The following is a 26920-nucleotide window of genomic DNA, read 5'->3' as shown; positions in this document are numbered from 1 at the left end:
TGATAAAATCAACAAAAATGAAAAGGAGAATGTTATGAAAGTCGTAATAGCTGAAAAACCGGACCAGGGAGCGACCCTTGCCAAGCCTTTTTCCCATAGGAAACGTCAAGGATATATCGAGATTCACCCAAACGACGTATTCCCTAAAGGTGCTTTTATTACGTGGGCAGTTGGACATCTTTTTCAGCTTCAAGCCCCTGAGAAGTATGAAAGCAAATGGAAGAAATGGTCATTGGACGACCTTCCGATCATTCCCCTAAGATTTCAGTATGAGTTACAGAGAGCTAAAGCAAAACAATTCTCTGTCATTAAAGACCTTCTTGAAAAAAATGAAGTCACAGAAATTATTCATGCAGGTGATGCAGGACGTGAAGGAGAGTTAATCATTCGGAATATTATCTCCATGTCCAAGGTTCAGAAACCGATGAAAAGACTGTGGATATCCTCCCTGACCGAGAAAGCCATCGTTCAAGGATTTGAGAGTCTGCGCGAAGAAGCAGAAATGAGAAGCCTCTATTTTGAAGCCTATTCCAGAGCGTGTGCCGATTGGCTTGTAGGTATGAATGCTTCAAGGGTGTACAGCATCCTCCTGAAAGAGCAGGGTATGTCCGATGTATTTTCTGCAGGCAGGGTTCAAACACCGACTCTTGCCCTGATCGTGAGAAGGGACGAAGAGATTGAACGATTTAAGAGCGAACCCTTTTGGGAAGTGAAAGCAACCTTTCACATAGGCGATCACACTTATGAAGGGATATGGCAAAAAGATGGTGAGAGCCGAATTGATTCCCTCGAGCTTGCCGATAAAATTGCTTCTTTTTGTCAAAACAAACCTGCAACTGTTAGCAAATTGAACACAGAGAGGAAGGAATTCGCACCACCCTTACTATTCAATCTTTCAGCCCTGCAGGCAACAATTAATAAAATGTATAAGTTCTCCCCTAAAAAAACATTGGATGTGCTTCAGAAACTGTACCAAAAAGGGATCGTCTCTTATCCAAGATCTGATTCACAATATGTCACGAAAGGTGAAGCTGAAAGCTTTCCTGAAATACTGAACAAACTGAAAGAATTCACCCCTTACAATCAGTGGATACCGACTCCTCATTCAAGCTTGCTGAACAATAAACGTTTCGTGAATGAAGCAAAGGTATCGGATCACTACGCAATTATCCCAACTGAACAAGTAACAGATCCCCATTCCCTATCAGAAGATGAAAGGAAAATCTATGATGTCGTCGTGAAACGCTTTATTGCGGCACACCATGATAAAGCGATCATAAATTATACGACCATCTCGACGGTTGTGGATGAAAGGGCAGAGTTTGTTTCTAAAGGAAAGCAGATCTTACAGGAAGGCTGGCGTAAGGTTCTCATGCAAAACGAAAAAGAAGAAGAACCTCTTCTGCCGCCTGTACAAGAACAGGATAAAGGTATCGTAAAGAAGGTTGCTACAAAAGAAGGGAAAACACAGCCCCCTAAACGATATACAGAAGGACAACTGATCACCTTGATGAAGACTGCAGGTAAATATATGGACAATGATGAACTTGAAAAAGTATTGAAACAAACAGAGGGCCTTGGAACAGAAGCGACCCGTGCAGGTATCATCACAATGCTCAAAGACCGCAAGTACATTGATATTCAAAAAAATATTGTCTTTCCCACTGATAAAGCAAAGGTGTTAATTCGTGCCATAGGGGATAATGTGTTGGCTTCTGCAGAAATGACGGCTAAATGGGAGCAGCGACTGCAGGAGATAGGAAAAGGCCACGCATCCGCACCTGAATTTATGGAGCAAGTAAAAAAATTAAGTGAGCGTCTTGTTCAAAACGCCCTTCAAGAATCCACCCAATGGAAGTTTGAGGATTTGGATACAGATTCTATCCAGAGGACAAAGGGAAGAAACGGAAAAAGAGCTGCCAAAACAAGTATCGGCAACTGTTTGAAATGTGGCGGAAAAGTGATTGATAAAGGGAAATTCTATGGTTGTTCCAATTATCAACGTACAAAATGCAGCTTTACTATTTCTAAAACCATCTTATCAAAGAGAATAACACAGAAAATCGTCAAAAAGGTATTAACCGAAGGCAAGTCCGACCGAATTGACGGATTTAAAAAAGGCGAAAAAGAATTCTCCGCTTATCTGAGCTGGGATGCCAATCAGAAAAAAATTCAATTCCAATTTGATCTAAACTAACGTAAATGCTAAAACGACTCCTTCCCTGAAGGGGTCGTTTTCTTATATCAGACCACTGAAACGTGAACGTATGCTTAAAAAGAAGTTTATTTTTATGTGAAATGGATAAAACAATAGAGTGATAAGAAATCAGAGAAAACAATGGAGGGTATACATTGAAAAAGATATTAATGGTCTTAACAAACGAAAGTAAGATTGATGATGAACACGAAACTGGTCTGTGGTTATCTGAGTTCGCAGAACCATATGAAGAATTTAAGAATCAAGGGTTTGGAGTAGATGTAGCAAGTTTGAAAGGCGGTCGCATCCCGTTGGATCCGAATAGCCTTGATGATGAACAAGTAGAGAAGTGGAAAGGGATCACTAAAGAACTGGATCAAACGCTGGTCCTTTCCCAATTAAATGTAAATGAATATGTCGGTATCTTCTTACCAGGTGGACATGGGACGATGTTTGACCTACCTGAAAGTCCTGAACTACAGCAGGCGTTAGTCCATTTTGCCGAAAACGATAAAGCGATCGGTTCCGTCTGCCACGGTCCCGCCGGATTTGTCGGAACGAAGTTATCTAATGGTAAATGGCTGGTTGAAGGAAAAAGCTTAACGGCCTTCACAAACGAAGAAGAACAGCAAACCGGTCTGGATTCACTGATGCCTTTCTTATTAGAAACAAAATTGAGGGAGCAGGGAGCTCAATTCGAAAAATCAGATGCATGGAGCGATCACGTCATCACCGATGGGAAATTTGTGACTGGACAAAATCCACAATCAAGTCAAGCAGCGGCAGAAGCGTTCGTAAAGGTTTTATAATACTGTACTATTCTTAGAGCATGGACCATGTCCATGCTCTTTTCTATTACTCTCAAACTCATCATCAAATGTGATAAAATCGGGAGAAGAGTATAGTTGAGGGGAGAAGCACATGCAGGCTGTTCGGATCATTATACAAATGGCGATTCTTTGTTTATTTTATGAAATCGGAAAATGGTGTACCTCATTCTTTCATTTGCCAATCCCTGGAAGTATTATCGGGATGCTGCTATTATTTCTTTTATTATTAACGGGGGTACTAAATGAGCGTTTACTGTTGGATGGTTCGGGATTCTATCTAAGACACTTTTCCTTCTTTTTCCTACCCTTATCTGTCAGCGCCATTGTTCTCGGTCCTTATTTTATCAAATATGGCTGGAAGCTGGTTATCGTCCTTATTGTCAGCGGTGTGATTGGATTTTTGGCGACTTCGATTTCAGCAGAAGGGTTCATCAGATGGAAGGAGAAAAGGAAATATGACCGGTCTTATTAAGTCTCTACTTACAATAGGCGTCACTCTTCTATATTTTTCAATGGGTGTCAAGATTCATAAACGTTGGCCCAATCCGTTAACGATTCCGATTTTCTTAAGTACAATTGCGATAATTGCCACATTACTCACTATGGATATCTCCTATTCAACATTTGCACATGACACTTCACTCATCACTTATTTACTTGGACCTGCGACAGTATCCCTTGCGTATCCACTTTATCAGCACCGACAACTGCTTTCGAGAAACTTCCAGCCGATCTTAGTGGGCATCCTGTTTGGAAGCGGCTTGTCCATGCTTGCATCCTATACACTCAGCCTCTGGTTGGGGATTCCGGATGAGTGGAACCGTTCATTACTGATCAAGACCATTACGACGCCTGTTGCAGTTAACATCGGAAGCGTAATCGGGGCAAAGATCGAGGTCATTCCAACGGTCGTCATCGTCACAGGAATGATAGGGGCAATGATCATTCCGTCGCTCCTGAAGAGGATGGGAATTAAGCATCCTATTGCCAGGGGACTTCCATTCGGGGTCATATCCCACGGGGTTGGCACGGCACAAGCCATCAAAGAAGGAGAAAAAGAAGGGGCTGTGAGTGGTGCTGCCATGGCGTTAACAGCAACCATCATGTCATTTGTCATTCCCGTACTCTTTCTGTTGATTAAATCATTTGACTAAAGGGAAGCTAACTAAATGAAGGAATTTGGGCTGACCATGAAGTGTTACATATAATATAGACAGGGGCTTTCCCTTTAAAAATGGATTAGGTTTATGTATAGTAAGGGAAGGAAATTCAAAAAGAGAAGGAAGATATTATGATAGTCAAAACTGATGAAGATTTACAGGCATTAAAAGAAATTGGCCGTATTGTCGCAATGATCCGCGATGAATTGCGCTCTCAAACAAAACCAGGCGTTACGACGAAGGAACTTGATGATATCGCAGGAAAAATGTTTGAAGAAAATGGCGCGATTTCAGGTCCTAAAGGAGAATATGACTTCCCGGGGTATACATGTATCAGTGTTAATGAAGAAGTGGCCCACGGGATTCCCGGAGAAAGAGTGATAAACGAAGGGGATCTTGTCAATATAGACGTTTCAGGATCAAAAAATGGATATTATGCAGATACTGGCATTTCATTTGTTGTCGGAACGGGTGATCCCAAGCTGGAGGATTTATGTGACGCTGCATTAAAGTCATTCCAAGCAGGATTTCAAAGGGCAAAAGCCGGTTCTAAACAAAACGGGATTGGAAAAGCCGTGAATAATGAAGCTAGAAAAAATGGTTATACGGTCATCATGAACTTGACTGGTCACGGTATAGGGCGTTCCCTGCACGAGAAGCCGGATCATATCCTGAATTACTTCGACCCATGGGATAATGCACTCTTGAAGGAGGGAATGGTCATCGCTTTTGAACCATTCATCTCCACCAATGCCCAAAACGTAGTGGAAAAAGGTGACGGTTGGACGTACATCACACCAGACAACAGCCTTGTCGCCCAAATCGAACACACCATCATCATCACACAAAACGAACCAATCATCATTACAGAGTAATGTTAGGAGGGACGGACCTCGATTCCTAGGAGCAGCTCCTAGGAGTCAAGGTCCGTCCCTCTTTTTGTATATGTTTTGTATAACCGTTCGTTCATTCGTGATGTAAGGGAAAAGTCCTGCCCACAGAAATTCCCGGGGATCTCATGGAAGGTTCCTCTGTTGAAAATGATCAGCTGCATCAGACATAGAAATATTTGAAAATTTACAAACAAAATGATTGTCATAGGAAAAAAGTTGGGGTAAAGTAAAGATATTGAGGTTGTACAAAATTTATACATAACGACCAATAAATAACATTCTTATCGGAGGCACCCCCATAATGGCTGTATTATTTTCAAGAAAACCGAAAACTGAACCTGTAGTGGTACCCCAATCAAATGTGATTGTCCTAAACGATCAGAAACTGAATGAAAGGCTCCATTACATGCAGTTTCAGGAGCACCATTTACAGGAATTAAAAGAAATCCTACCCGTATACGATCAAATTTCTGATTCTCTGCTCGATACTGTACTCGATCACTTATACAAGCATCCAAGTTTAGTGGAGATTGCCGAGAACCATTCAAGCAGAGAGCGACTAAAAGCCGTTTTCAACGATTACTTCCGTTCTTTATTTTCAGGAGAGCTGAATGACGAGTATTTTTCCATGAGGGAGCGGATGGGGAAAACCCATAACCGGAATGGCGTTACAATCGATTGGTTTATATCGACGTACACCACTATCCAACATTTACTGATCCCGAAGATTGTGGAACTGTTCCAAAACGAACCTTCCAAGCTTGCATCTGTACTTGTAGCGATCGATCATGGTATCCATTTGGATGCAAGCATCGTTTCAGAATACTATATTCAGAGCAGGATGGATGAGCTTGAAACACTGCATGAGGAAAATCAGGCACTGCAACTGGAAATGCTCAATATGAATACCGAACTGGGTTCATCTCTCAGTCAAACGGAACAAAGCCTGAATGAGACTGCCCAAAAAGCTGAAAGCATACGGGCTGAATCGGAAAATACAGAGAAAAGCAGCAAAAATCTTCTTCAACTCTCAAAAATGAATAAAGACCAAACGGATCACATGATAGAAAGCTTTGGTGTCATTACAGAGCAAATCAACACGCTCCTAAATGAGATTCAGGGCGTTAAGAACATTGCAGAGCAAATCACGCCTCTCTCCAACTCAATCCAGCAAATCGCCGAGCAGACAAATCTGCTGGCATTGAATGCATCCATTGAAGCAGCTCGTGCAGGTAATGAAGGCAGGGGATTTGCAGTCGTTGCATCGGAGGTAAGGAAGCTTGCCGAAGACTCCAAAGAACTCAGTACATCCATTCATCAGTTGGTGAATGAAAGCAATAAGCAAATCGGAGTTGTCTCAAATCGAGTTCGCAACATGACAGACCTGACCGAAAACTCACGGAAGGAAATCGGGGATGTTCAAAGCGGGATCATGACGGTCCAGATGGAAATGGAAAACTACATGGATATGTTTAAACGAAACCAATCAGAATTAAATCATATCGTAGAGGCAATTAAGAAGATCAATCATACAACAGACGAGTTGGTTCAATTTGCTTCCACGATCATTCAGAAAATAAACAAATAGAAAGAAAAGGGAAACCGGATTCAACCGGTTTCCCTTTTCTTTCCCGCTATACGATTTTGGTTTTCCCGCATTCCTGGCACTTACGATAAAACTTCCCATCCAGTACCCTTGATTTGAAAATATTATTTCCACACTCGCAACGACCACTATGCTCGTCGGGATCATCTTTATAAAGGACTACATTCTCTTCTTGATTTTCCATTCCAATATACCTCCAATACAAAGCATTCTTCTTTTTATAGTATAGAGGGAACAGACAAGCTTGTTAAGGAAAAATCGTCACAATCCGCTAATAAATGCGTTTTCTTCAATTATATTCTGACGCTAAGTGGCCTTGTCTGTCCAAAAAGTCATTTAACCAAGGGCGAATACCCACCATCTATTAATCCCATATATATCCTCTATATCTATATTATTCTAATCTTTTTTCCATAGTATTCCTCTACATGATAGTTTATACAGGAAATCGCTTTCTATTACAGTAGTGAAATATTCTTGACGCACGATGTTAAAGTTCCTGTTATTGAATTGAGATTTTACTATGTTAGTATTTTCCCTGTTAGCAAAAATAAATAAACCGCTAGCTACATAAGGAGGAATTTTTCAATGAAACTAAAAAAATCGATTATTTCTGTGGCTGCATTTACAACTCTAGCAGTGTCTGGTGGAGCTAGCGCTTCAGCACAAGACATAGAAGTAAAAAAAGGCGACACTTTATGGGGACTTGCAAAAGAATACGGAACATCTGTTGATCAACTCATGACATGGAACAACTTAGGTTCATCCATCATTTATCCTGATCAGGAATTACAGGTTTCTTCAAAGGAATACTATACAGTTAAAAAAGGTGACACTCTTTGGGGGATTTCTTCCCTATATGGCATTTCAGTCGACAGCTTAGTAGGATGGAACGCACTTGAAAGTGACCTGATTGTCCCTGGACAAGAATTAGTCATCAACTTAGACGATAAAGCACCTTCAGCTACTGCACATACTTCTGAGAAGGCAGAAGCGCCTGCTCCAGAACAAAAAGCAGAAGTAGCTCCAGAAGCTGAAGCACCTGCAGCGGAAACAGCGGAAGCAAAACCTGCACAAGCTGAACCTGCTGCCGAAGAAAAAGCAGTGAATGAAATTACAGTGGAAGCAACTGCCTATACAGCCGATTGTGAAGGTTGTTCAGGTACAACAGCTACTGGTGTGAATCTAAAAGAAAACCCGGATGCTAAAGTAATTGCAGTAGATCCTAATGTCATCCCACTTGGATCAAAAGTATATGTTGAAGGCTACGGCTACGCTACTGCAGCAGACACTGGCGGAGCAATCAAAGGAAACCGAATTGATGTTTTCATTCCATCAAAGGACCAAGCCGTTGATTTTGGCAGAAAAACAGTAAACGTAAAAATTCTAGAAACAAAATAATAGATTCTAAACCACTGAGACTTGCTTCTCAGTGGTTTTTTTGTTTTATCGCCGGATAGCGCTTCATCATCAAACTCCCAATTCATATTTTCCCCCTCATTATTTTTCAATTTTTCCCTTTACAAGAAATACATAGGATTAAGTACACCCCAGTCGACTGAATAGAAGAAATATTACATGATTGTCATCTAATTGTTATTGGTTTATAAACAGTTTGTTATGTTTCTGAGGTAAGTCTATGTTACTATTTCAACTGTTGGTCAATGACCAAACACAAAAGGAGGAATTTGACAAGATGAAAAAAGGTTTATTTTCCATTATTTCCTTCGCAGTTTTTCTTTCAATCGGACTTGCCTCTGCTTCTGCAGAGAGTAATGATACTGCTATCAATGATTATCATAATATAGAAGAAGGCGATATCCTCTGGGAAATTGCCAATCGATATCATGTTTCCGTCGACGAGGTCGGCACACGCAATCAATTGTTAGAAGAAGGGTATTCTGCGAATAAGGATTCAGAAGAGAAGCAAGAAGTGAAGGCAGCAAAGACCACTGATCAAGAAGCTGATAACGTTGTGAAAGAAATAGATATCAAAGCAACTGCTTATACTGCTCATTGTGAAGGTTGTATCGGTATTACGAAGACAGGGGTAGACCTGATTGAGAACCCTGATGCGAGAGTCATCGCTGTCGATCCAAAGGTCATTCCTCTAGGATCCAAGGTATATATTGAAGGGTACGGTTATGCCCGTGCAGAAGATACCGGTGGAGCCATCAAAGGTAACCGCATCGATATCTATATGGAAAAAGAAAAAGATGCCCTCCAATATGGGGTAAGAGATGTGAAAGTTAAAATCATCAAAGAATAGATGATGAAAAGGGCGCCGGTAAAGGCGTCCTTTTTTCATCTATTGACTTATTCCTTTAGTTTTTTCCTTTTTTTCTTGCGGATGGAGCAATGGATTTCAATTCGATTTCTTCACCCATCTGTTGTTGTGCCAATTTTTTTGCAGCTTCATGCTGTGATTGATTATTTTTATTTTTCATTGGAATGCCTCCTTATCATGATTCGTTATTATATTCCCCCACTAATTACACTTCACCATGCGAAAATCATCCAAAACTTCCAATTCATCCTTTTTGATATCACTTTTAAAATTCAACTGTAAATACATGTTCCTTCTATATTTAAACTAGCAGGGACATTTCCACAGGACCATCAAGCAACCCGTTTTCACAACGCTTTTATTTCCAAATCTTTTTCATTAAAAAGTTCTTTGTGAAAGGAGAAATCCTTAAAAAAGAATTGGAATGAAAACGCTAAAATGACAAAGACTAATAAAAATATTGATGGTTATCACTTGCAAAGTTAAACTTCTTTCTGATAGGGTAACAAATGTTGGTTTTATATGAGAGTGACAAGGGAATAGGTAATAAGTAATCATTCCCTCATCCTCAGAATGCACATTTTCCCATTTGCATTAACTGAGACTCTTTCAACATGAAGGGGGCTTTCAGTAGGTGTACATACGTTTGATCAACACCTCGAATCCCACTGTTGTTCCCCTCCATTCAGAAAAAGAGTTGAAACAAACAAAACAGAATATGGAAAGGAGAATTTTATGAAGAGAATATCAAATGTTTTCTGGATTACCGTCATTTTGGTTATTGCTTCCGTTGCTTATGGAGCAATCGCACCAAAATCATTTGAAAACGTAACAGCAAAAATGCAAACATTTATCACTTCAACTTTTGGTTGGTATTATCTTATTTTAGTTACAGTGATTGTCATCTTCTGTGTGTTCTTAATCTTTAGTCCCATGGGAACGATTCGATTAGGAAAACCGGATGAAAAGCCTGAATATACAAGAGGAACATGGTTTGCCATGTTGTTTAGTGCAGGAATGGGAATTGGTTTAGTATTCTGGGGGGCAGCAGAACCGCTGTCTCACTATATGACCCCGCCAACGGCAGAAGGGGGAACTGACCTTGCGATCAAGGAATCGATGCGTTATACGTTCTTCCACTGGGGGATTCACGCATGGGGGATCTATGCGATCGTCGCTTTAGCACTTGCATACTCTAAATTCCGTAAAGATGAACCGGGTTTAATCTCAGCGACATTGAAACCGATTTTCGGCGATAAGATGAATGGCCCACTCGGAACAATCATCGATGTCCTGGCTGTATTCGCAACGGTAGTTGGGGTGGCAACAACCCTTGGGTTCGGAGCGGCACAGATTAATGGAGGACTATCTTATCTGCTCGATATTCCAAATAACTTCACAGTCCAGGCAATCATCATCGGGATCGTAACCGTCCTGTTCATGATTTCTGCATGGTCAGGGTTGAGCAAAGGGATCAAATACTTATCCAATACAAATATGGTACTCGCTGTATTACTTCTCGTACTTGTATTCTTTATTGGACCTACTTTATTAATCCTTAATATGTTCACTGATACCATTGGGGCTTATATTCAAAATATCGCCGCAATGAGCTTCAGGATCGCTCCATTAAATGAAGAGCACCGCTCATGGATCAATGGTTGGACCATTTTCTACTGGGCATGGTGGATTTCCTGGTCACCATTCGTTGGTATCTTCATCGCACGTGTCTCCAGAGGAAGAACGATTCGTGAATTCCTGATCGGGGTATTGCTGTTACCTGCTCTTGTCAGCTTCTTTTGGTTCGCTGTCTTTGGTACTTCAGCGATTGAAGTGCAACAGGCCGGTGCTGCTTTATCAGATTTGAAAACGGAAGAGGTTCTGTTTGCTGTCTTTAACGGATTTGAATGGTCAACGATTCTTTCGGTGATTGCCATCACACTGATTGGAACGTTCTTTATTACATCTGCTGACTCAGCTACATTCGTATTGGGGATGCAAACGACCTATGGTTCATTAACCCCGCCAAACTATGTAAAATTAACATGGGGACTTGCACAGTCTACAGTGGCATTAATTTTACTATACAGCGGAGGGTTACAGGCTTTACAGAATGCATTGATCGTCGCAGCATTGCCATTCTCGGTGATCATGGCACTCATGATGATTTCACTGTACAAGTCACTGAATCAGGAGAAAAAGGAACTTGGCTTATACATTAAACCTAAGCCGAGAAAAACGAAAGAACCTAGAGAACATATGTAAACGACTTAAAAGCGCCTGGAGGTTTCCAGGCGCTTTATTTATGACTTAATAAGGTTCGACTAGACTTTTTACTCATTTTTTCTTTCATTTATTTTTTAGAATGCCTTTATTCATGCGAAATTCAAGCCGTTTACAGAACCAGGATAGAAAGTACCTGATGATTTTAATTAACCTACATTTTGTCCACTACATACATTAATATCGTAGTAAGATAACTGGAGGTGACTGATGATGTATGGATATGGATACCCTGGATACGGCTACGGTGGTGGCTGCGGTGGTGGCTACGGTGGTGGCTACGCTGGTGGATTTGCGTTAATCGTAGTTCTGTTCATCCTATTAATTATCGTTGGAGCAGCGTTTGTTTGTTAACATTAAATAGATAATGGATAGATGTCCCTTAAAAGCAGAGAGCCTTCTGCTTAGGGGCATCTTTTTTATATATTTTAATACATAATGGATTGTCATAATTGAATTCTCATATTAGAATACAAGGTGCAGCCATAACCTTGTAAAGGATCTCGACTACAATGACAAAAAAACAGGCAAGAAAAAAGCAGTCCAGTAAAAGAAAGCCATCATCACCCTTAAGAATGCTTCTCATCCCCATCATCATTTTAGCTATTTATTATGCCCTCAATTATGATGACCCACCATTTAACCTCTCATCCATTGGAAAAGATGAGATCCCCTCTGAATATATCCCCATCTATAAGGCAGCTGAAGCAGAATACGGAGTACCCTGGTATCTTCTAGCTGCCCACCACAGGGTTGAAACGAAATTCTCCACCATGAAGTCTCTCGTCTCTCCAGCGGGGGCAGAGGGCCACATGCAGTTTATGCCCTGTACCTTTGTGGGCTGGTCCCACCCAAGTTGTTCGGGATTCGGAAAAGGGGATATCCCTTCAGAAGAAAAAACGGACCCTGCCGTCATTGAGAAATATGGCGGATATGGCGTTGATGCAAACGGGGATGGAAAAGCCGATCCTTTTCAGATTGAGGACGCCATATTCAGTGCCGCCAACTATCTGGCTCATAACGGAGCTGCTGAAGGAAACCTCGAACAAGCCGTATTTGCATACAACCACAGCGAACAATATGTAGAAGATGTCCTCTATTATGCTGACCGATTCGTGGAAGAGAGCGAAGAAAGTAAACCTATGTAATTCTTATTTCTGTCACATTTTTCTATAAACACCCATACTCATGAGGGTGTTTTTTTGTTATAGTATGTACGCAAGATTTCCATAAAAGGATTTTTATTCTAATTATTGATTATGATGAGGAGTACACATATTGCTATTAAAAAATAGGTTAAAACACAAAGAAAATAACAGACTAAATGAAGAATCAATGTTATCGGAAGTAAGAATCGAAGTTTCACAAGATGTAATAAGACAATTAAGTATGATTCAGTTGTCCAATGAGGATTTAGCTGTATTATCTTCCACCAAATCTTATCTAGTGGAGAATATTAAAGAAATTATTGATGGCTTTTATAATCCAATTGAAAATAACCCCACTTTATTGGAGATTATTGAAAAATACAGCTCTATTGATCGTTTAAAACATACACTGTCAATCCATGTCATTGAATTGACAAACGGTATCATCGATCAACCATTCATTGAAAAACGCAGAAAAATCGCTAAGATGCATATACATATAGGACTTCCCACAAAATGGTACATTGCTTCTTTTCAAAACCTTCAAACCACCATTTTTAGAGTGATGTACCGTCACTTTACGCATATAGATGATTACAACAAAGTGATTAATGCCTTCACTAAGATATTAAACTTGGAGCAGCAATTGGTTTTAGAAGCATATGAAGATGAAATCGAAGGTGTCAGAGCAGAATCTCAACGTTTAAAAGAAAAGATGAATGATAATGTCCGTGAAGCGACTACCGGTTTAACGGCTATATCAGAAGAATCAATGGCTTCTTTAGATTCAATAAATGCAAAAATGAGTGAGGTTAGCTTATTGTCGTTCCAAGGAACTCAATCAATTGAAAAAATTAGTCATTTTTCAATCGAAGGAAAGGATAATATGGACGTTCAGAAAGACCATATGAGTAAAATTCTTTCTGACATGAGAGAAATGCTGAAGGAAATCGATCAATTACAACATATTTCGAACCAAATATTCGATATCGTGTCCATCGTACAAACCATTGCAGAGCAAACGAATTTACTTTCTCTAAATGCCAGTATAGAAGCGGCCCGTGCAGGGGAACATGGGAAAGGGTTTGCTGTAGTAGCCGAAGAAGTACGAAAACTTTCCGAGCAGACAAAAAAATCCGTCACCAATGTCTCCAGTCTAATCAACGGGACGAAATCACAGGTGGATAAAATTTCTGATTATATTATTTCAGTTGAAGAGACTGCTAAAAAGGGGATGGACTCTACAAGTAGAGCTCATATTTTCTTTCATGAAATAGTAGAATCCATTGATTCCTCGAAGAGCCAAAGCGAGAAAGTAGAGAAAGAGATGAAAGAGATTTCCCTATCAGTGGAAGAGATTTCTAACGCCATTTCCCATTTATCAATTTCTGCAGATCAATTGAGTCAATTAACAGCAGAATTGTAATAAGGAGACGAACCGATTCAGTGAATCGGTTCTTTTTTTACAGAATGTTTCAAAAAGGTTCTTTCACGGTAATATCCATGTACACCTCTCACATTAATTGTTATGATAAAGGTCTTGAATTTTTATCGTATGGCAAAGGTGATTGAAATGAAAACAACAGACATGATAGAAGAGTGGAAATCTGCGTTGGATATGGAGATCCTGCAGTTGAAAAAACGGGAAACGAATGGGATCCTCATCGAAGAGGGTAGATGCATCCGAAAAGAAGAAGGCGCCTATATTTATTGGTTCACTCTTTACTATCCCGCTTCGCTACCTGAAGGGGGAAGCGTCATATTTAAACGGAAGCATTCTTCAACCCAAGGGATCGTGATTAATTCAGAAGAACGGGAATGTATCATAGAGCTTGATCAGTTCCTTGGGGATACAGTCCCATACGGACAGATCCTTTACGAGCCATGGGATATCCTTGAGAAGCTGATGGAACGGTTGGATGAAGCGGGGGAACGCCATGGGAAAACCAAGCGCATTCAGGAGGTGATGTTTCCGGAAATGCCTCAAAGACATCCTGAATACGAATACAAAACACCATTGCATGAAGTTTATGTGAGAAGTAAGTATAATCCCGTTACGTACCTGTGGGGACCACCAGGAACAGGAAAGACTTATACCTTGGCAAGAGCGGCAGCTTATCATTATTCAGAAGGGAAGAGAGTACTGCTTCTCTCCCATAGTAATGCAGCAGTGGATGTATTAATCGAAGAAATGCATTATTTTCTAAGCAGCCATGACCGTTGGATTCCTGGAGAGGTGATCCGGTATGGTACAAGCAGGAAAACCTATAGCGAAGACGTATCGGATTTAAGCGCTCTTCAATTACTGGAACAACAGGACCCGGCTCTTTCAGAGGAAAAAGGGAAGGTAGAAAAGTACAGAAGAAGGTTAAAAAACAAACTGTCGAGAGCCTATTCTTCCTACGATTCAGAGAGACTGTCCCATCTTGAAGTCCACTATCAAAAAATCAAGGAAACGTTCAAGAGAAGGGAAGGTGAGCTGATCTCAGAGGCTAAGGTGATCGGGACAACCCTTTCAAAGGCGGCCATTGACCGACTTTTGTATGAACAGGAGTTCGACTTAGTGATTGTTGACGAGGCAAGCATGGCCTATATACCTCAAGTGGCCTTCGCTGCGTCCCTCGGGAAGAAAATCATTATATGTGGCGATTTCAAACAGCTTCCACCCATTTCAACTTCCTTTCATCCCCTGGCAGCCAAGTGGCTGAAGGAAGACATCTTTCATGCAGCGGGAGTGGCAGGAGCCGTCGAGAAAGGGGTGGATCATCCCCATCTCTTATTACTTCCGGAACAACGGAGGATGCACCCGAGCATTTCGGCATTCACCAATCGATACATCTACCATTCAAGGGTGGGGGACCATCATACGGTCCAGACGATTCGGGAAGTCATCACAAATAAAAAACCTTTTCCGTCCCATGGAGCGGTACTATTTTCCCTGAGAGAAGGGACGGAGTGGGCGGAAACCCAAAAAGGATCAAGGTGGAATCTGTTGTCAAGCTTAGTCACGATCCAGCTGACTCTTCAGTCCATACGCGATGGGTTACTTTCGATTGGAATCGTGACCCCGTACCGTGCCCAAGCCAAATGGTATAACCTCTTACTGGATGAACTGGTAAAGGGTATTTCTCCTTCAGCCAACCTATACGCCGCCACGGTCCATGGCTTTCAAGGGTCGGAAAATGATATGATTCTGTTTGATTTAGTCGATGGGGAATCCCATGGAGGCCCTGGTACGTTGATTACCCGGAAAGGCAGCGAGAGGCTGATCAACGTAGCCGTCACCCGCGCCAAGGGGAAGTTTATTTTAGTGGGGAATGATCATTTCATACGGGAAAAGACTCATCCTTCTAAACCTGTCCATCAATTCATTTCTCATCTTCAGCAGGAAGCCCATAGCGAAACGAGCGCTTCACTCGCTCCAACTTCTACAAAGAAAATGAAGTGGTTCAGAATCGATGACCATCTTAAGCTGGATAAAGATATAGCAGCTGCCAAATCTCAAATCATGGTGAACGTCCAGGATTTAAAAGAGATCCCAAACGATATGATGTGCGCCTTACAAATCGCAGCAGAGGATAAACAGGTGACGATTTTCAGTCAAACAGGCAGTGTTTCACAGTCCTCTTCAATGGTCAAAATGAAAAAATCCACCACCTCGATACCCTTCATCGCATTCGATGAAAAAATAATCTGGTTCAATTCATTTACAAAGAAATCAAATCGATTTCCTTTCCAGGTAAGAATCTTATCCAAAAAAATTACCCGCCAATTCTTCAAAATGATTGAAGAACAAAAAACGGTGTCCCTTTAAGCTGCTTAGTTGCTCAAAGGGATCACCGTTTTTTATTTTTCTACATTTATACTCCATGTTTGCTGTGGTCGGACATGACCAATGATTTTTGCCGGGATGGAGTGGCGCTGAAGTTCTTCTACATATTTTTGCCCCTCGGAAAGAGGCAGACTGACGAGCAAGCCTCCGGAAGTGATGGCATCTGAGAGGATCCAACGGTCTTCCTGGGTAAGACACTCATCATAATGCACCATGTCTTGAAGCCAAGTAGCGTTCGCTTTCGATCCCCCAGGAATCACTCCCTGATCTGCTAATTCTTTCGTCCCTTCTAAAAGAGGGATGGAGGAATAAGAGAATTCAATTGATACGTGACTGCCTTTAGCCATTTCAAATGCATGTCCCATCAATCCAAACCCTGTCACATCGGTCACAGCATTCGGATGAAATTTCATCAGCGATTCAGCGGCCGTTTTATTCAGCATGCTCATAACCTCGATTACAGCCGCTTCCTGTGCAGGAGTCACAGCCTTTCGTTTGATACCGGTTGTCAGGATCCCTACACCCAACGGTTTTGTCAATACAATGACGTCCCGTTCTTGTGCACCGGTATTGGTCCAATACTTTTTCGGATGAACGATTCCGGTCACACTAAGACCGAATTTAGGTTCTTGATCGTCAATGGAATGACCTCCCACGGTCACGGCACCGGCTTCGATCACTTTGCTTTGTGCTCCTTTAAGGATAGCGGCAAGCATCTCGCTTCCAAGCTTTTTAATGGGGAAGCCTACAATGTTTAAAACCGTTTTCGGCGTTCCACCCATCGCATACACATCACTTAGAGCATTTGCTGCAGCAATTTGACCGAATTGGTAAGGGTCGTCCACAATCGGCGTGAAATAGTCAACCGTTTGTACCATGGCAAGGTCATCAGTCAGCTGATAGATGCCGCCGTCATCGGATGATTCATTCCCTACTAATAATTCTTTCGTAAATGGTTGAGGAGGTAGTTGACGCAAAACTTGCGTCAAGTCACTAGGACTAAGTTTACAGCCTCAGCCAGCTTTAGAAGAAAGTTCTGTTAAGCGGATGATCTCTTCCTTGCTCATTCTTTTCACCTCTTTATGTATGAATAAATCCATTGTACAGGATAAAAATACAATCGAGCAAAGGAGAAGTAAGGAGAAATAGAAATGTAGGAGAGAACTGAATATTTGCACAAGTATTTTCCCTATAATAAAATGAACATACAAGTAGAAAACGATCTGTGGAGGGGGATGATTTTGATGAAAGAAGTTAAGATGACGATTGAATTCTGTATGATGTGAAACTATGCACCTAAAGCCGCGAGTTTCGCGGAACAGTTATTCAACCATTTCAGATCCGATTTGAAGGAACTGACGTTAATACCGTCCTCTGGAGGGGCATTCGAAATTACAATGGACGGGAAAAAGATTTACTCCAAACTCGATAAGGGTGTTTTTCCTGATATCAAAGAGACCATTTCGATCATTGAATCTCAATAAAACCCGTAGAAAAGGTCATCAGCACATGCTGATGACCTTTTCTTCTATTTAAAGAATGACGGTTATTCATTCGATAATCCCTGAACTCGAATCACGATGGATGAGGGGGTGGAACATTCCTTTTTAGGCACATTGATTTCAATTGTATGATGCTCAATGGAATAGGTGATGGCACGCTGTTTTAAGCAGAAAGGAAAACGAATGGAGCGTTTTCTGATTTTACTTTCGTCTTTCAGCATGATCAATACCAACAATTGAGTATCCTTCTTCTTAATAATCAATTCTTCGGGACAAATATTTTCTGTCTCGATCTCCACTATGAACGATTCCGTCGTATCAAGAAAATCCACACGAAATTCTTGTTCATCCAATTGAACCGTTGCAGGATCCAATAACCAATCCTTCATACTCTCCTCCCAATTCTCTAAATAGAAATCCTCCTTATCCTTACTCATTTACACCTGACCCCCAACAACATCTTTTACATATTGTATTCTCTCTACTATAAATGGTGAGGGTGTTATAATGAGGGAAAAGAAAGAAGGGGCAAACATCATGAACCATCTTGTCAGGCACATTCCATCCATACACGAACTGCAGCAAACCAACCAATTCCATACTTTCCTCCATCATCACCACCTTTCAATGGAAAGAGGGACGGACCTCTTGAAACAGGTGATCTCGATTTGCAGGGCGTCCATACTGAATGAAGACTGGGACGGACCTCATCCATCTTCAACAGATTTCATTGATGAGGTGGTTGGTCAAACTGACGTATTGACTCGCAAATTCCATTCCCTGTCTCTCAGGAGGATCATAAACGCAACGGGAACCATCTTACATACGAACCTGGGGCGGGCACGGTTAGGTCAGGAAACGATGAACCATGTCATGGCTGCATCTTGTCATTACAACAATCTGGAATATGACATCGATGAAGGTGTCAGGGGTTCGAGGCATAGTCATGCAGAGAGGCTCATTTGTGAATTGACCGGGGCGGAAGCAGCCATGGTTGTCAATAATAATGCAGCAGCCGTTTTTCTTATCCTTACTGCTCTTGCCAAGCAAAAAGAAGTGATTGTTTCAAGGGGAGAACTGGTGGAGATCGGCGGATCATTTCGGATCTCTTCTATCATGGAAGAAAGCGGCGCTCTCCTTCATGAGGTAGGCACAACAAACAAGACCCATTTAAAAGACTATGACGAAGCGGTGAACGATGAAACAAGGATGATCATGAAGGTTCATCAAAGTAATTTTGTCATAAAAGGATTTACTGCTACTGTACAGACGGAAGAACTTGCTGAATTATCCCGCATGCATTCCAATGTCCATTATTATGAAGATTTAGGAAGCGGCGCTCTTTACGATTTCACCCGACTGGGAATCGTAAATGAGCCTATGGTTAAGTCAGTGCTTGATAAAGGGGCAGACATCGTCTCATTCAGTGGAGACAAATTATTAGGGGGACCTCAGGCCGGAATCATTGCAGGACAAAAGGGTTTGATCGATCAATTAAAGAAGCATCAGCTTGCCCGGGTCCTCAGGGTCGATAAGATGACACTGGCAGCGCTGGAAATGACTCTATTACAATACATAAAAGGGGAGGAACAAGAGAAGAATCCAACCATCAGAGCCATCACCCGGCCCAAAGAAGAAATCCTGCATCAGTCCCGGAAGTTCGTGGAGGATGTCCAGGGACTCGGGATCGGTTACACCTCATCCATCATTGAAGGACAAAGTCAGATCGGGGGAGGAACGATGCCGGATGTTGAATTAGGCACTTACCTTGTCGCAGTCTCACATCCTCTTTTTTCATCACAGGACGTTCATGAAAAGCTCAGAAAGGGAAAGCCTTCCATACTTACAAGGATTCAGGACAATGTCGCCCTTTTAGATCTAAGGACCGTTTCCATGGACGAACAGATGGAAATCCTCCACGCTTTAAAGAACATACAGGGAACAGACTGAAAGGGAGTGCAGGCATAAAGCGCCGGCACTCCCTCAAATCTCTTACATATCATGGTGACTATTATTTTTTTGACGGGTATGATTACGATTCTTCACTTTATGTGAACCACTTAAAGGCTCCTGTTGTCCTGATTGTTTCGGAGCATTTTTACGCATATCCTTGCCATCATTTTTGTTCATGTATCATCCCTCCTAATCTTTAGCATGCTAAGTTGATGGATCGTTTATTCATAGGTATAGGTTCTTCATGTTTTGGTTAAACTAAAGAAGCTAATTTCTGAATAAGGAGAGATCATCAATGCCATACAATAAAAATAAACAACAAGCCTTCCAAGCTGCTGAACAAAGCGTGACGGAAGTACAGCATTCCATTAACGAACTGGTACTGGATGGAGCAAGCTACGGCTCTCAACTCGCTCATCTCAAAAATGAAGTGAATGAGGCTTATCAACAAATAGAAAATGCACTTGAAGTGGCATCGGATACTCAACGGGCACAACTTCAACAATTCAAATCCGACTTATCATCCATTGTGAATGAAGTGAATGAACAATAACGGAATCAACGTTTTGACTTTGCGTAAATATAAAACCCACCCTGCTGAAAAATAAGCAGGGTGGGTTTTATATTTGAACGAAGAGGGTAGGGGAAAATAGATGAAAATAGTTCCAGGGAGGGAAGGTGACCATATCTACAAATTTTTTTGCAGAATAGCCACCCTTTTACTTTTTACTGATTTGTTTTTCTTTTTTTATTGAACTGACGTTGTGCTGCAGTCAATGGTTCATTCGAATATTCTTCATTGTAACCGGCACCCTGGCCTTGTCCTTATGCTGCATTCATTCCATTTATTACATGGTTTGCTTTACGTTTTGCCAATGTAGAACACCTCCATAAGGATAGAATGCCACCATCTGTGACGATATATGAAAGGGAATCGCTAACAGATTCATTTTTTCAAAATAATGTTTTATACGAGCTGACACGATTTGACAAGGCCATAAATGTTGTTATACCAATCTTTTTCTAGAAACCTTAAGGGGTTTAATCATTTAGATAAGTAAAACTTATCAAAAACAATAACTTTATTGTTATTTACTTATGTAATCGCTTGTATTAAGATGTAAATGTGAGAAAAGTTCGTTTAGAACGAAAACTTTTCGACTTATTGTTTGATGCAGTTTAGAGGGGGAATCGAAATGGCAAAGAACGATGTATTTAATGCACGATCTTCTTTCGAACTAGAAGGAAAACGTTATCATTATTATCGTTTAAAAGCGCTTGAAGAAGCAGGAGTAACAAAAATTAACCGCTTACCTTATAGTGTAAAGGTACTCTTGGAATCTGTACTTCGTCAATTTGACGGACGTGTGATTAACAAAGACCATGTTGAAAACCTGGCAAACTGGGGATCAACTGAAGTAAAGGATGCAGAAGTTCCTTTCAAACCTTCACGTGTCATCCTTCAAGATTTCACCGGTGTGCCGGCTGTAGTTGATTTAGCGTCTCTACGTAAAGCAATGGCAGATATCGGTGGAGATCCTCAAAAGATCAATCCTGAAATTCCGGTTGACCTTGTAATCGACCACTCTGTGCAGGTTGATAAATATGGTACTGCTAACGCACTGCAGGCCAATATGGACCTTGAATTTGAACGAAACGCTGAACGTTATCAGTTCCTTAGCTGGGCTCAAAAAGCATTTGAAAACTATCGTGCTGTGCCACCGGCAACAGGGATCGTTCACCAGGTAAACTTAGAATATTTAGCAAATGTCGTTCATGCTGTTGAAACAACAGAAGGCGATTTTGAAGCATATCCTGATACATTGGTTGGTACTGACTCTCACACGACCATGATCAACGGTATCGGTGTACTTGGATGGGGGGTCGGCGGTATTGAAGCAGAAGCTGGAATGCTTGGTCAGCCTTCATACTTCCCGATTCCTGAAGTTATCGGGGTCAAAATGACAGGGGAGCTTCCTAATGGAGCTACCGCTACAGACTTAGCCCTTAAAGTAACACAAGTACTGCGTCAAAAAGGTGTAGTAGGGAAATTTGTCGAGTACTTCGGTACAGGTGTAGCAACTCTTCCACTTGCCGACCGCGCAACGATTGCCAACATGGCTCCTGAATACGGCGCGACTTGCGGCTTCTTCCCAGTGGATTCAGAATCATTGGATTATCTGCGTCTGACTGGCCGTGACGAAACACATATCAAAATGGTTGAAGAATATTTAAAGAAAAATGAAATGTTCTTCACTCCGGAAAAAGAAGAACCAACATACACAGATGTAGTGGAAATCGATCTTTCAGCAGTGGAACCAAATCTTTCAGGACCAAAACGTCCACAGGATTTAATTCCTCTTTCTGATATGAAAGAAGCTTTCCATAAGTCCATCACGGCTAAAGAAGGCGTTCAAGGCTTTGGTCTGGATGCATCTGAAATCAACAAAACGGCTAAATATACAACAGAAGATGGTAAAGATGTTGAGATGCCGACTGGTGCGATCGGAATCGCTGCCATCACATCTTGTACAAACACATCAAATCCATATGTTATGTTAGGTGCCGGTTTAGTTGCGAAAAAAGCAGTGGAACTTGGAATGAATGTTCCTGATTATGTCAAAACATCTCTAGCACCAGGTTCTAAAGTTGTAACTGGTTACTTGAGAGATTCAGGTCTTTTATCTTATCTTGAAGATATCGGATTCAACCTTGTCGGATATGGTTGTACGACTTGTATCGGTAACTCCGGTCCTCTTCGCCCTGAAATCGAAAAGGCTGTATCGGATGCAGATTTATTATTAACATCCGTCCTATCAGGTAACCGTAACTTTGAAGGCCGTATCCATCCACTTGTGAAAGCAAACTACCTTGCTTCACCACCACTTGTTGTTGCTTATGCACTGGCAGGTACTGTGGACATCGATCTTCAAAAAGATTCTCTAGGTAAGGACAAAGATGGAAATGATGTATTCTTCAAAGATATCTGGCCGTCACAGGATGAAGTGAAGGATGCTGTGAAATCAACCGTTACTCCTGAATTATTCCGTAGAGAATATGAGCACGTTTTCTCTGAAAACGAGCGCTGGAATGAAATCAAAACAAGTAACGAGCCACTTTACAGCTTCGATGAAAATTCGACTTACATCCAAAATCCAACGTTCTTTACAGGACTTGCGACAACACCTGAAGACATCCAAGGCTTGAACGGACTTCGCGTTGTCGGTAAATTTGGAGATTCCGTCACGACGGACCATATTTCACCAGCAGGTGCAATCGGTAAAGATACACCGGCAGGTAAATATCTTCGTGCGAATAACGTTGAGCCACGTGACTTTAACTCTTACGGTTCCCGTCGCGGTAACCATGAAGTGATGATGCGCGGTACATTTGCAAATATCCGTATCCGTAACCAAATTGCTCCTGGTACTGAAGGTGGATTCACCACTTACTGGCCAGAAGATAAAGTGATGCCAATGTATGATGCATGCATGAAGTATCAACAAGATGGAACTGGATTGGTTGTTCTTGCAGGAAAAGATTACGGTATGGGATCTTCCCGTGACTGGGCAGCAAAAGGAACAAACCTGCTTGGTATCAAGACTGTCATCGCTGAAAGCTATGAGCGTATCCACCGTTCGAACCTTGTGATGATGGGAGTTCTTCCACTTCAATTCAAGAAGGGCGACAGCGCTGAGTCATTAGGATTGACTGGTAGAGAAACGATTTCTGTTAACGTAACAAACGATGTAAAGCCTCGTGATATCCTAACAGTGACAGCTGTGGCTGAAGACGGTTCTACTACTGAATTCGAAGTACTGGCACGTTTTGATTCCGATGTAGAAGTAGACTACTATCGTCATGGCGGTATCCTACAAATGGTTCTTCGTAATAAATTAAAAGCCTAATATATGATCAAAGCCCCGGGGGATTTCCCCGGGGCTTTCTTAATAATTCCTCCTAAATGAAATTCGAAAAAATCCATGACTAAAGAGAGACAAGCCTACATATGATGATAGTAAAATCATTTCCTTTGAGAGGAGAGCACTCCTTTGAAATCCGTATTTGGCGTTTTACTTGTCACCTTATTAGTCTTTTCATTCTATATGGAGAATCAATCCGATCCATCTTCCTTTTCGGAGAGCGCATTTCAACAAGCCGATGCTTACGACCAATTAATCGATATAGAAGAAGGGGAGGTCTCTGAAGCCACTCCGGTGGAGAATTTACCCGGACCGAATGTCGGTGACCGGGCCATTGATTTTAAACTAGATACCCTCGATGGCAAATCCATTACATTATCTGAACTAAAAGGAAAGAAAGTGATAGTAAACTTCTGGGCTACGTGGTGCCCTCCCTGCAAAGAAGAAATGCCTGTCATGCAGGAGTTTTACACGAAATACGGGAAAGATGTAGAAGTACTCGCCATCAACATCGATCCACAGTACAACGTCAAGGAATACCAAAAATCACTGGGACTCTCATTCCCGATCCTATTGGACACTGACGACAAAATAAATAACGCCTATGACATCCTCACCGTCCCCACCACATTCGTCATCAACGAACAAGGCATCATCACCCACAAACAAATAGGAGCGATCACCAATTTGGATTCCCTCAAGACACTGGTTAAGTGAGGGACGGACCTCAAAGAAAAGAGATCTGCATATCTCATGACAGTCCCAAATCACTCCCCCTCTTCAATTGTGACCTTTGTTTAAAATATCTGACATTTGGATATACTATTTATACAAATCACAATAGAGAGCGAGGGGATTAAATTGCGGAGACCACGGAAAAAATCATTTGCAGACCTGGTGAAAGAAAACAAACAACAGCTTCTGTTGGATCAAGATGCCATTGACGAAATAGAAGAGCGAATTGATGCAAGACTTGAAATAAAACGTCCAGTAAGTAAAGCCGAGTAAGAAATTACGAGGCTTATTTTTTTTGCCCTGAAAATATTACTGCCAATTATTACGCCTATTCTTCCTTGTCATATTGGTAATCATACTAGTAAGGGGGGATATTTATGAGTAACTCAAAGGGAAGTCCGAATCACTTCGCACCAAACCATATCGGGACACAATCGAGATCCGCAGGAGGCAACAAAGGGAAACAAATGCAGGATAAATCAGGCAAGCACGCTCAAGTGATCCAAACCAAAGGTGAATAATTTTTCACTAACCGTCTGATGAGGGACCGGCCAGAGAGTTCCGTCCCTCAAATTATTGACACAGGAGGAATGCAGGATGGCATGGGATAAACCGAATCCGGATGATCGCAGTGATAATGTAGAGAAGCTTCAAGGTATGGTTCAACATACGATTGAGAATATGGACCGGGCCGAGGAGTCGATGGCGTGCACGGACAGTGAAGAGCAGCTTCAGTCCATCCAGGCAAAGAATGAACGCCGTCGGGAGAGTCTACAGGCTTTCCGCAATGAAATAAAAGATGAAGCGAACCAGACAAAGCAATAAAGGCTAATGAATTCAATGACCCGGACAAAAAGGTTCTTAAATATAAGCCTTTCTGTTCGGGTCATGATGTTAAGGGGACCTTTATCCTCTCTCTAAGGAAGAAATCCTAACTAGTGTCAGTTCAAGCCGATTAATTCTATGCCTGATGCTTGTATGATAAGATGGGAGAGGATACTGATAAGATGAAGAGGGTGTAAGGGATGCAAATTGCAGAAAAAACGATTGAAGTGCGTTACGCAGAGACAGATCAAATGGGGGTAGTTTATCATGCAAACTACTTGGTTTGGATGGAGCTTGGTCGTACACAATTAATAGAAGATCTTGGCTTCAGATATGCTGATATCGAAAAAGAAGGAATTCTTTCCCCGGTCATTGACCTGAATGTAAGCTATAAATCACCTGTTCGCTACGGCGAAAAAGCATTTATTAAAACATGGGTTGAAGAATATGATGGACTCCGGATTACATATGCTTACGAAATTTATAACGGCCAGAACCAGTTGGCCATTACCGGGCAGTCGAAACATGTGTGCGTCAAGCAAGAGAACTTCCGTCCGATTTCAATCCGAAAGATGTTTCCCGATTGGCACAATGCCTATGAGAAGGCAAAAAAATAATCCTTACATAGGGGTTTTCCCGAGAACTTTTTTTAAAAAGGGGATTGGAAAGGAAGAGGCTCATGGCATTCGGATTAACCAAACAAGAGCTAAACGGGTGGAAACAGAAGGTGAGGAATGGGCAGATCGCCTTCCTCACCCACTACTGGCTGGATGACCGCTTTCCAGATGTTCGCTCTGTAACGAAAGTGGGCTGCTGTAACATTGATGCACTATCCCGTTGGGGAGAGAAGTATGGCTTGAAAAAGGAATGGATCCATCAAAGGGAAGACGGCTTTCCTCATTTTGATTTGTTAGGGGATATCCAGTATGAAATCCTGATGAAAGAAGGCCTTCAGGAGCATATTTCCCGTTTTGTAAGAAAGTAAGGGGCAACATAAAAGTAGAAAGGCTGGCATACGCCAGCCTGAAATCATTATTTCTTGTACTCATATGATGGTTCCTGAAGCTTTTCATCAAACTCAACAAATAAATCATGACCATCAAAGAACCATAAATCTCCCTCTTCAATAAAAAATTCCCGTTTGTCGATTTCGATCCGTTCACCAGCATCGACCGGTTCGTCTTTGTTCACTCCTAATGAAAAACCATCGTGCAAAGGACTGGAACCTCCGTACCGCACATAAAAACGAACTTGTTCACCTTCCTCTACAAGCATTTCGTCTTTAAACCACGTTAGAGCTTTTTCTGAAATATGTATGTTCATTGGTGAGACTCCTTTCTCTACTTGGTATTTTCCAGAGTGATTCTGGACAAAGAAAGTTTCATTTCATATTATATACATAGTGAAGTCTGAACATCTACTAATACGCATAAAGGGTGAGAGTGATGAAAACGCAAGTATTATTATATTACATAGGTGCCTTCATCTTTGCCGGGTTAAGTATATTGACTCTATTACAATTGCATGAAGCCAAATACCAGATCGAAGCAGGGAGCTTCATTGTAATAGCAGCAGTGATATATTATGGAATGGTCACTCTATATTTTAAGGGAACCCGTAAAACGTTCTTGTTGGCCAATACCTTTTTGGCTATTGTAGCTCTAGCAGGCATATTCTTCAATTCAATGATATTCGGGGGACATTAAAAGAACGAGCTTTCCTTATTAGGAAGCTCGTTCTTTTAAT

General features: G+C 41.5%; 28 protein-coding genes and 3 pseudogenes. 24 read left to right on the top strand and 7 right to left on the bottom strand.

Annotated elements, in window-relative coordinates:
- Positions 1 to 34: 34 nt before the first annotated feature.
- From AM506_RS08465 to AM506_RS08440, 6 genes are all read left to right on the top strand, one after another.
- A complete protein-coding gene (locus AM506_RS08465) occupies positions 35 to 2197 on the top strand; it encodes a DNA topoisomerase III (protein WP_060672055.1) in 2163 nt (720 codons plus the stop codon).
- Positions 2198 to 2352: 155 nt separating this feature from the next.
- Positions 2353 to 3006 (top strand): type 1 glutamine amidotransferase domain-containing protein, encoded by a 654-nt coding sequence (locus AM506_RS08460; protein ID WP_235576079.1) that lies wholly within the window; start codon positions 2353 to 2355, stop codon positions 3004 to 3006.
- A 112-nt stretch (positions 3007 to 3118) separates the two neighbouring features.
- Positions 3119 to 3499 (top strand): CidA/LrgA family protein, encoded by a 381-nt coding sequence (locus AM506_RS08455; protein WP_060672054.1) that lies wholly within the window; start codon positions 3119 to 3121, stop codon positions 3497 to 3499.
- Entirely contained in the window at positions 3483 to 4181 is a 699-nt protein-coding gene (locus tag AM506_RS08450) for an LrgB family protein (RefSeq protein ID WP_060672053.1), read from the top strand. Before AM506_RS08455 ends, AM506_RS08450 begins: the two co-directional genes overlap by 17 nt.
- 137 nt (positions 4182 to 4318) lie before the next feature.
- Positions 4319 to 5062 carry a type I methionyl aminopeptidase gene (gene map / locus AM506_RS08445; RefSeq protein WP_060672052.1) on the top strand — a complete coding sequence of 248 codons (744 nt, stop codon included), beginning with the start codon at positions 4319 to 4321 and terminating at the stop codon, positions 5060 to 5062.
- Positions 5063 to 5381: 319 nt separating this feature from the next.
- Entirely contained in the window at positions 5382 to 6668 is a 1287-nt protein-coding gene (locus AM506_RS08440) for a globin-coupled sensor protein (protein WP_060672051.1), read from the top strand.
- A 46-nt stretch (positions 6669 to 6714) separates the two neighbouring features.
- On the opposite strand, the gene AM506_RS22970 is transcribed toward AM506_RS08440, so the two are convergent.
- The gene (locus AM506_RS22970; RefSeq protein ID WP_200908428.1) at positions 6715 to 6870 is read right to left on the bottom strand and encodes a hypothetical protein; all 156 of its coding nucleotides are present in this window, start codon (positions 6868 to 6870) and stop codon (positions 6715 to 6717) included.
- Positions 6871 to 7274: 404 nt separating this feature from the next.
- Between AM506_RS22970 and AM506_RS08435 the strand changes: the two genes are divergently transcribed.
- Complete coding sequence (locus AM506_RS08435; RefSeq protein WP_060672050.1) at positions 7275 to 8087, top strand: 3D domain-containing protein; 813 nt, start codon at positions 7275 to 7277, stop codon at positions 8085 to 8087.
- A 295-nt stretch (positions 8088 to 8382) separates the two neighbouring features.
- On the top strand, positions 8383 to 8955 hold the full coding sequence (locus AM506_RS23395) for a 3D domain-containing protein (RefSeq protein ID WP_060672049.1): 573 nt from the start codon (positions 8383 to 8385) through the stop codon (positions 8953 to 8955).
- A gap of 55 nt (positions 8956 to 9010) precedes the next feature.
- On the opposite strand, the gene AM506_RS23310 is transcribed toward AM506_RS23395, so the two are convergent.
- The gene (locus tag AM506_RS23310) at positions 9011 to 9133 is read right to left on the bottom strand and encodes a hypothetical protein (RefSeq protein ID WP_268788384.1); all 123 of its coding nucleotides are present in this window, start codon (positions 9131 to 9133) and stop codon (positions 9011 to 9013) included.
- A gap of 575 nt (positions 9134 to 9708) precedes the next feature.
- Between AM506_RS23310 and AM506_RS08425 the strand changes: the two genes are divergently transcribed.
- The 5 genes and pseudogenes from AM506_RS08425 to AM506_RS08405 all read left to right on the top strand — a co-directional run bounded on the left by AM506_RS08425 (position 9709) and on the right by AM506_RS08405 (position 16218).
- The gene (locus AM506_RS08425) at positions 9709 to 11238 is read left to right on the top strand and encodes a glycine betaine uptake BCCT transporter (RefSeq protein ID WP_060672048.1); all 1530 of its coding nucleotides are present in this window, start codon (positions 9709 to 9711) and stop codon (positions 11236 to 11238) included.
- Positions 11239 to 11529: 291 nt separating this feature from the next.
- Positions 11530 to 11610: pseudogene (locus AM506_RS23120) on the top strand (YjcZ family sporulation protein); the annotation flags it as partial.
- A 158-nt stretch (positions 11611 to 11768) separates the two neighbouring features.
- Positions 11769 to 12404, top strand: a complete 636-nt coding sequence (locus tag AM506_RS08415; RefSeq protein ID WP_082386283.1) for a lytic transglycosylase domain-containing protein — start codon at positions 11769 to 11771, stop codon at positions 12402 to 12404.
- Positions 12405 to 12534: 130 nt separating this feature from the next.
- A complete protein-coding gene (locus AM506_RS08410; protein WP_060672046.1) occupies positions 12535 to 13830 on the top strand; it encodes a globin-coupled sensor protein in 1296 nt (431 codons plus the stop codon).
- 147 nt (positions 13831 to 13977) lie between these two features.
- Complete coding sequence (locus AM506_RS08405) at positions 13978 to 16218, top strand: AAA domain-containing protein (protein WP_060672045.1); 2241 nt, start codon at positions 13978 to 13980, stop codon at positions 16216 to 16218.
- Positions 16219 to 16250: 32 nt separating this feature from the next.
- Here AM506_RS08405 and selD read toward each other — a convergent pair whose 3' ends face one another.
- Entirely contained in the window at positions 16251 to 17303 is a 1053-nt protein-coding gene (selD, locus tag AM506_RS08400) for a selenide, water dikinase SelD (RefSeq protein WP_082386281.1), read from the bottom strand.
- Positions 17304 to 17534: 231 nt separating this feature from the next.
- Between selD and AM506_RS23420 the strand changes: the two are divergent.
- A pseudogene (locus tag AM506_RS23420) lies at positions 17535 to 17720 on the top strand (Rdx family protein); the annotation flags it as partial.
- Positions 17721 to 17782: 62 nt separating this feature from the next.
- On the opposite strand, the gene AM506_RS08395 reads toward AM506_RS23420, so the two are convergent.
- Positions 17783 to 18175 carry an Hsp20/alpha crystallin family protein gene (locus AM506_RS08395; protein WP_060672043.1) on the bottom strand — a complete coding sequence of 131 codons (393 nt, stop codon included), beginning with the start codon at positions 18173 to 18175 and terminating at the stop codon, positions 17783 to 17785.
- Between the two features lie 70 nt (positions 18176 to 18245).
- Here AM506_RS08395 and selA point away from each other — a divergent pair, with 70 nt between their 5' ends.
- A complete protein-coding gene (gene selA / locus AM506_RS08390) occupies positions 18246 to 19688 on the top strand; it encodes an L-seryl-tRNA(Sec) selenium transferase (protein ID WP_327205527.1) in 1443 nt (480 codons plus the stop codon).
- Positions 19689 to 19730: 42 nt separating this feature from the next.
- Here selA and AM506_RS08385 read toward each other — a convergent pair whose 3' ends face one another.
- The gene (locus tag AM506_RS08385) at positions 19731 to 19868 is read right to left on the bottom strand and encodes a small acid-soluble spore protein P (RefSeq protein ID WP_060672042.1); all 138 of its coding nucleotides are present in this window, start codon (positions 19866 to 19868) and stop codon (positions 19731 to 19733) included.
- Between the two features lie 118 nt (positions 19869 to 19986).
- Here AM506_RS08385 and AM506_RS08380 point away from each other — a divergent pair, with 118 nt between their 5' ends.
- Positions 19987 to 20244 (top strand): hypothetical protein, encoded by a 258-nt coding sequence (locus AM506_RS08380; protein ID WP_060672041.1) that lies wholly within the window; start codon positions 19987 to 19989, stop codon positions 20242 to 20244.
- Between the two features lie 173 nt (positions 20245 to 20417).
- On the opposite strand, the pseudogene sspO reads toward AM506_RS08380, so the two are convergent.
- Positions 20418 to 20567 (bottom strand): annotated as a pseudogene (gene sspO / locus AM506_RS22050) (small acid-soluble spore protein O).
- 320 nt (positions 20568 to 20887) lie between these two features.
- Here sspO and acnA point away from each other — a divergent pair.
- From acnA to AM506_RS08350, 7 genes are all read left to right on the top strand, one after another.
- Positions 20888 to 23599: an aconitate hydratase AcnA gene (gene acnA, locus AM506_RS08375; RefSeq protein WP_060672040.1), complete on the top strand. Its 2712-nt coding sequence runs from the start codon at positions 20888 to 20890 to the stop codon at positions 23597 to 23599.
- A 144-nt stretch (positions 23600 to 23743) separates the two neighbouring features.
- The gene (locus AM506_RS08370) at positions 23744 to 24331 is read left to right on the top strand and encodes a peroxiredoxin family protein (protein ID WP_060672039.1); all 588 of its coding nucleotides are present in this window, start codon (positions 23744 to 23746) and stop codon (positions 24329 to 24331) included.
- A 144-nt stretch (positions 24332 to 24475) separates the two neighbouring features.
- Positions 24476 to 24622 carry an FbpB family small basic protein gene (locus AM506_RS22045; RefSeq protein ID WP_082386280.1) on the top strand — a complete coding sequence of 49 codons (147 nt, stop codon included), beginning with the start codon at positions 24476 to 24478 and terminating at the stop codon, positions 24620 to 24622.
- Positions 24623 to 24726: 104 nt separating this feature from the next.
- Entirely contained in the window at positions 24727 to 24870 is a 144-nt protein-coding gene (locus AM506_RS08365) for an acid-soluble spore protein N (RefSeq protein ID WP_034759295.1), read from the top strand.
- Between the two features lie 76 nt (positions 24871 to 24946).
- Positions 24947 to 25174 carry a small acid-soluble spore protein Tlp gene (tlp, locus tag AM506_RS08360; RefSeq protein ID WP_060672038.1) on the top strand — a complete coding sequence of 76 codons (228 nt, stop codon included), beginning with the start codon at positions 24947 to 24949 and terminating at the stop codon, positions 25172 to 25174.
- Positions 25175 to 25374: 200 nt separating this feature from the next.
- Positions 25375 to 25791, top strand: coding sequence for an acyl-CoA thioesterase (locus tag AM506_RS08355; RefSeq protein WP_060672037.1), 417 nt, complete (start codon positions 25375 to 25377; stop codon positions 25789 to 25791).
- 62 nt (positions 25792 to 25853) lie between these two features.
- Positions 25854 to 26159: a hypothetical protein gene (locus tag AM506_RS08350; RefSeq protein ID WP_060672036.1), complete on the top strand. Its 306-nt coding sequence runs from the start codon at positions 25854 to 25856 to the stop codon at positions 26157 to 26159.
- Positions 26160 to 26206: 47 nt separating this feature from the next.
- Here the strand turns inward: AM506_RS08350 and AM506_RS08345 are convergent, their stop codons facing one another.
- Complete coding sequence (locus tag AM506_RS08345; RefSeq protein WP_060672035.1) at positions 26207 to 26497, bottom strand: HesB/YadR/YfhF family protein; 291 nt, start codon at positions 26495 to 26497, stop codon at positions 26207 to 26209.
- Positions 26498 to 26619: 122 nt separating this feature from the next.
- Between AM506_RS08345 and AM506_RS08340 the strand changes: the two genes are divergently transcribed.
- The gene (locus tag AM506_RS08340) at positions 26620 to 26880 is read left to right on the top strand and encodes a hypothetical protein (RefSeq protein WP_060672034.1); all 261 of its coding nucleotides are present in this window, start codon (positions 26620 to 26622) and stop codon (positions 26878 to 26880) included.
- Positions 26881 to 26920 lie beyond the last annotated feature (40 nt).

It is taken from the genome of Rossellomorea vietnamensis, assembly GCF_001305855.1.
In the GTDB taxonomy this organism is placed as follows: domain Bacteria; phylum Bacillota; class Bacilli; order Bacillales; family Bacillaceae_B; genus Rossellomorea; species Rossellomorea vietnamensis_A.
The sequence above is the reverse complement of the archived record's forward strand: the minus strand, read 5'-3'. Positions and strand labels throughout refer to the sequence as shown.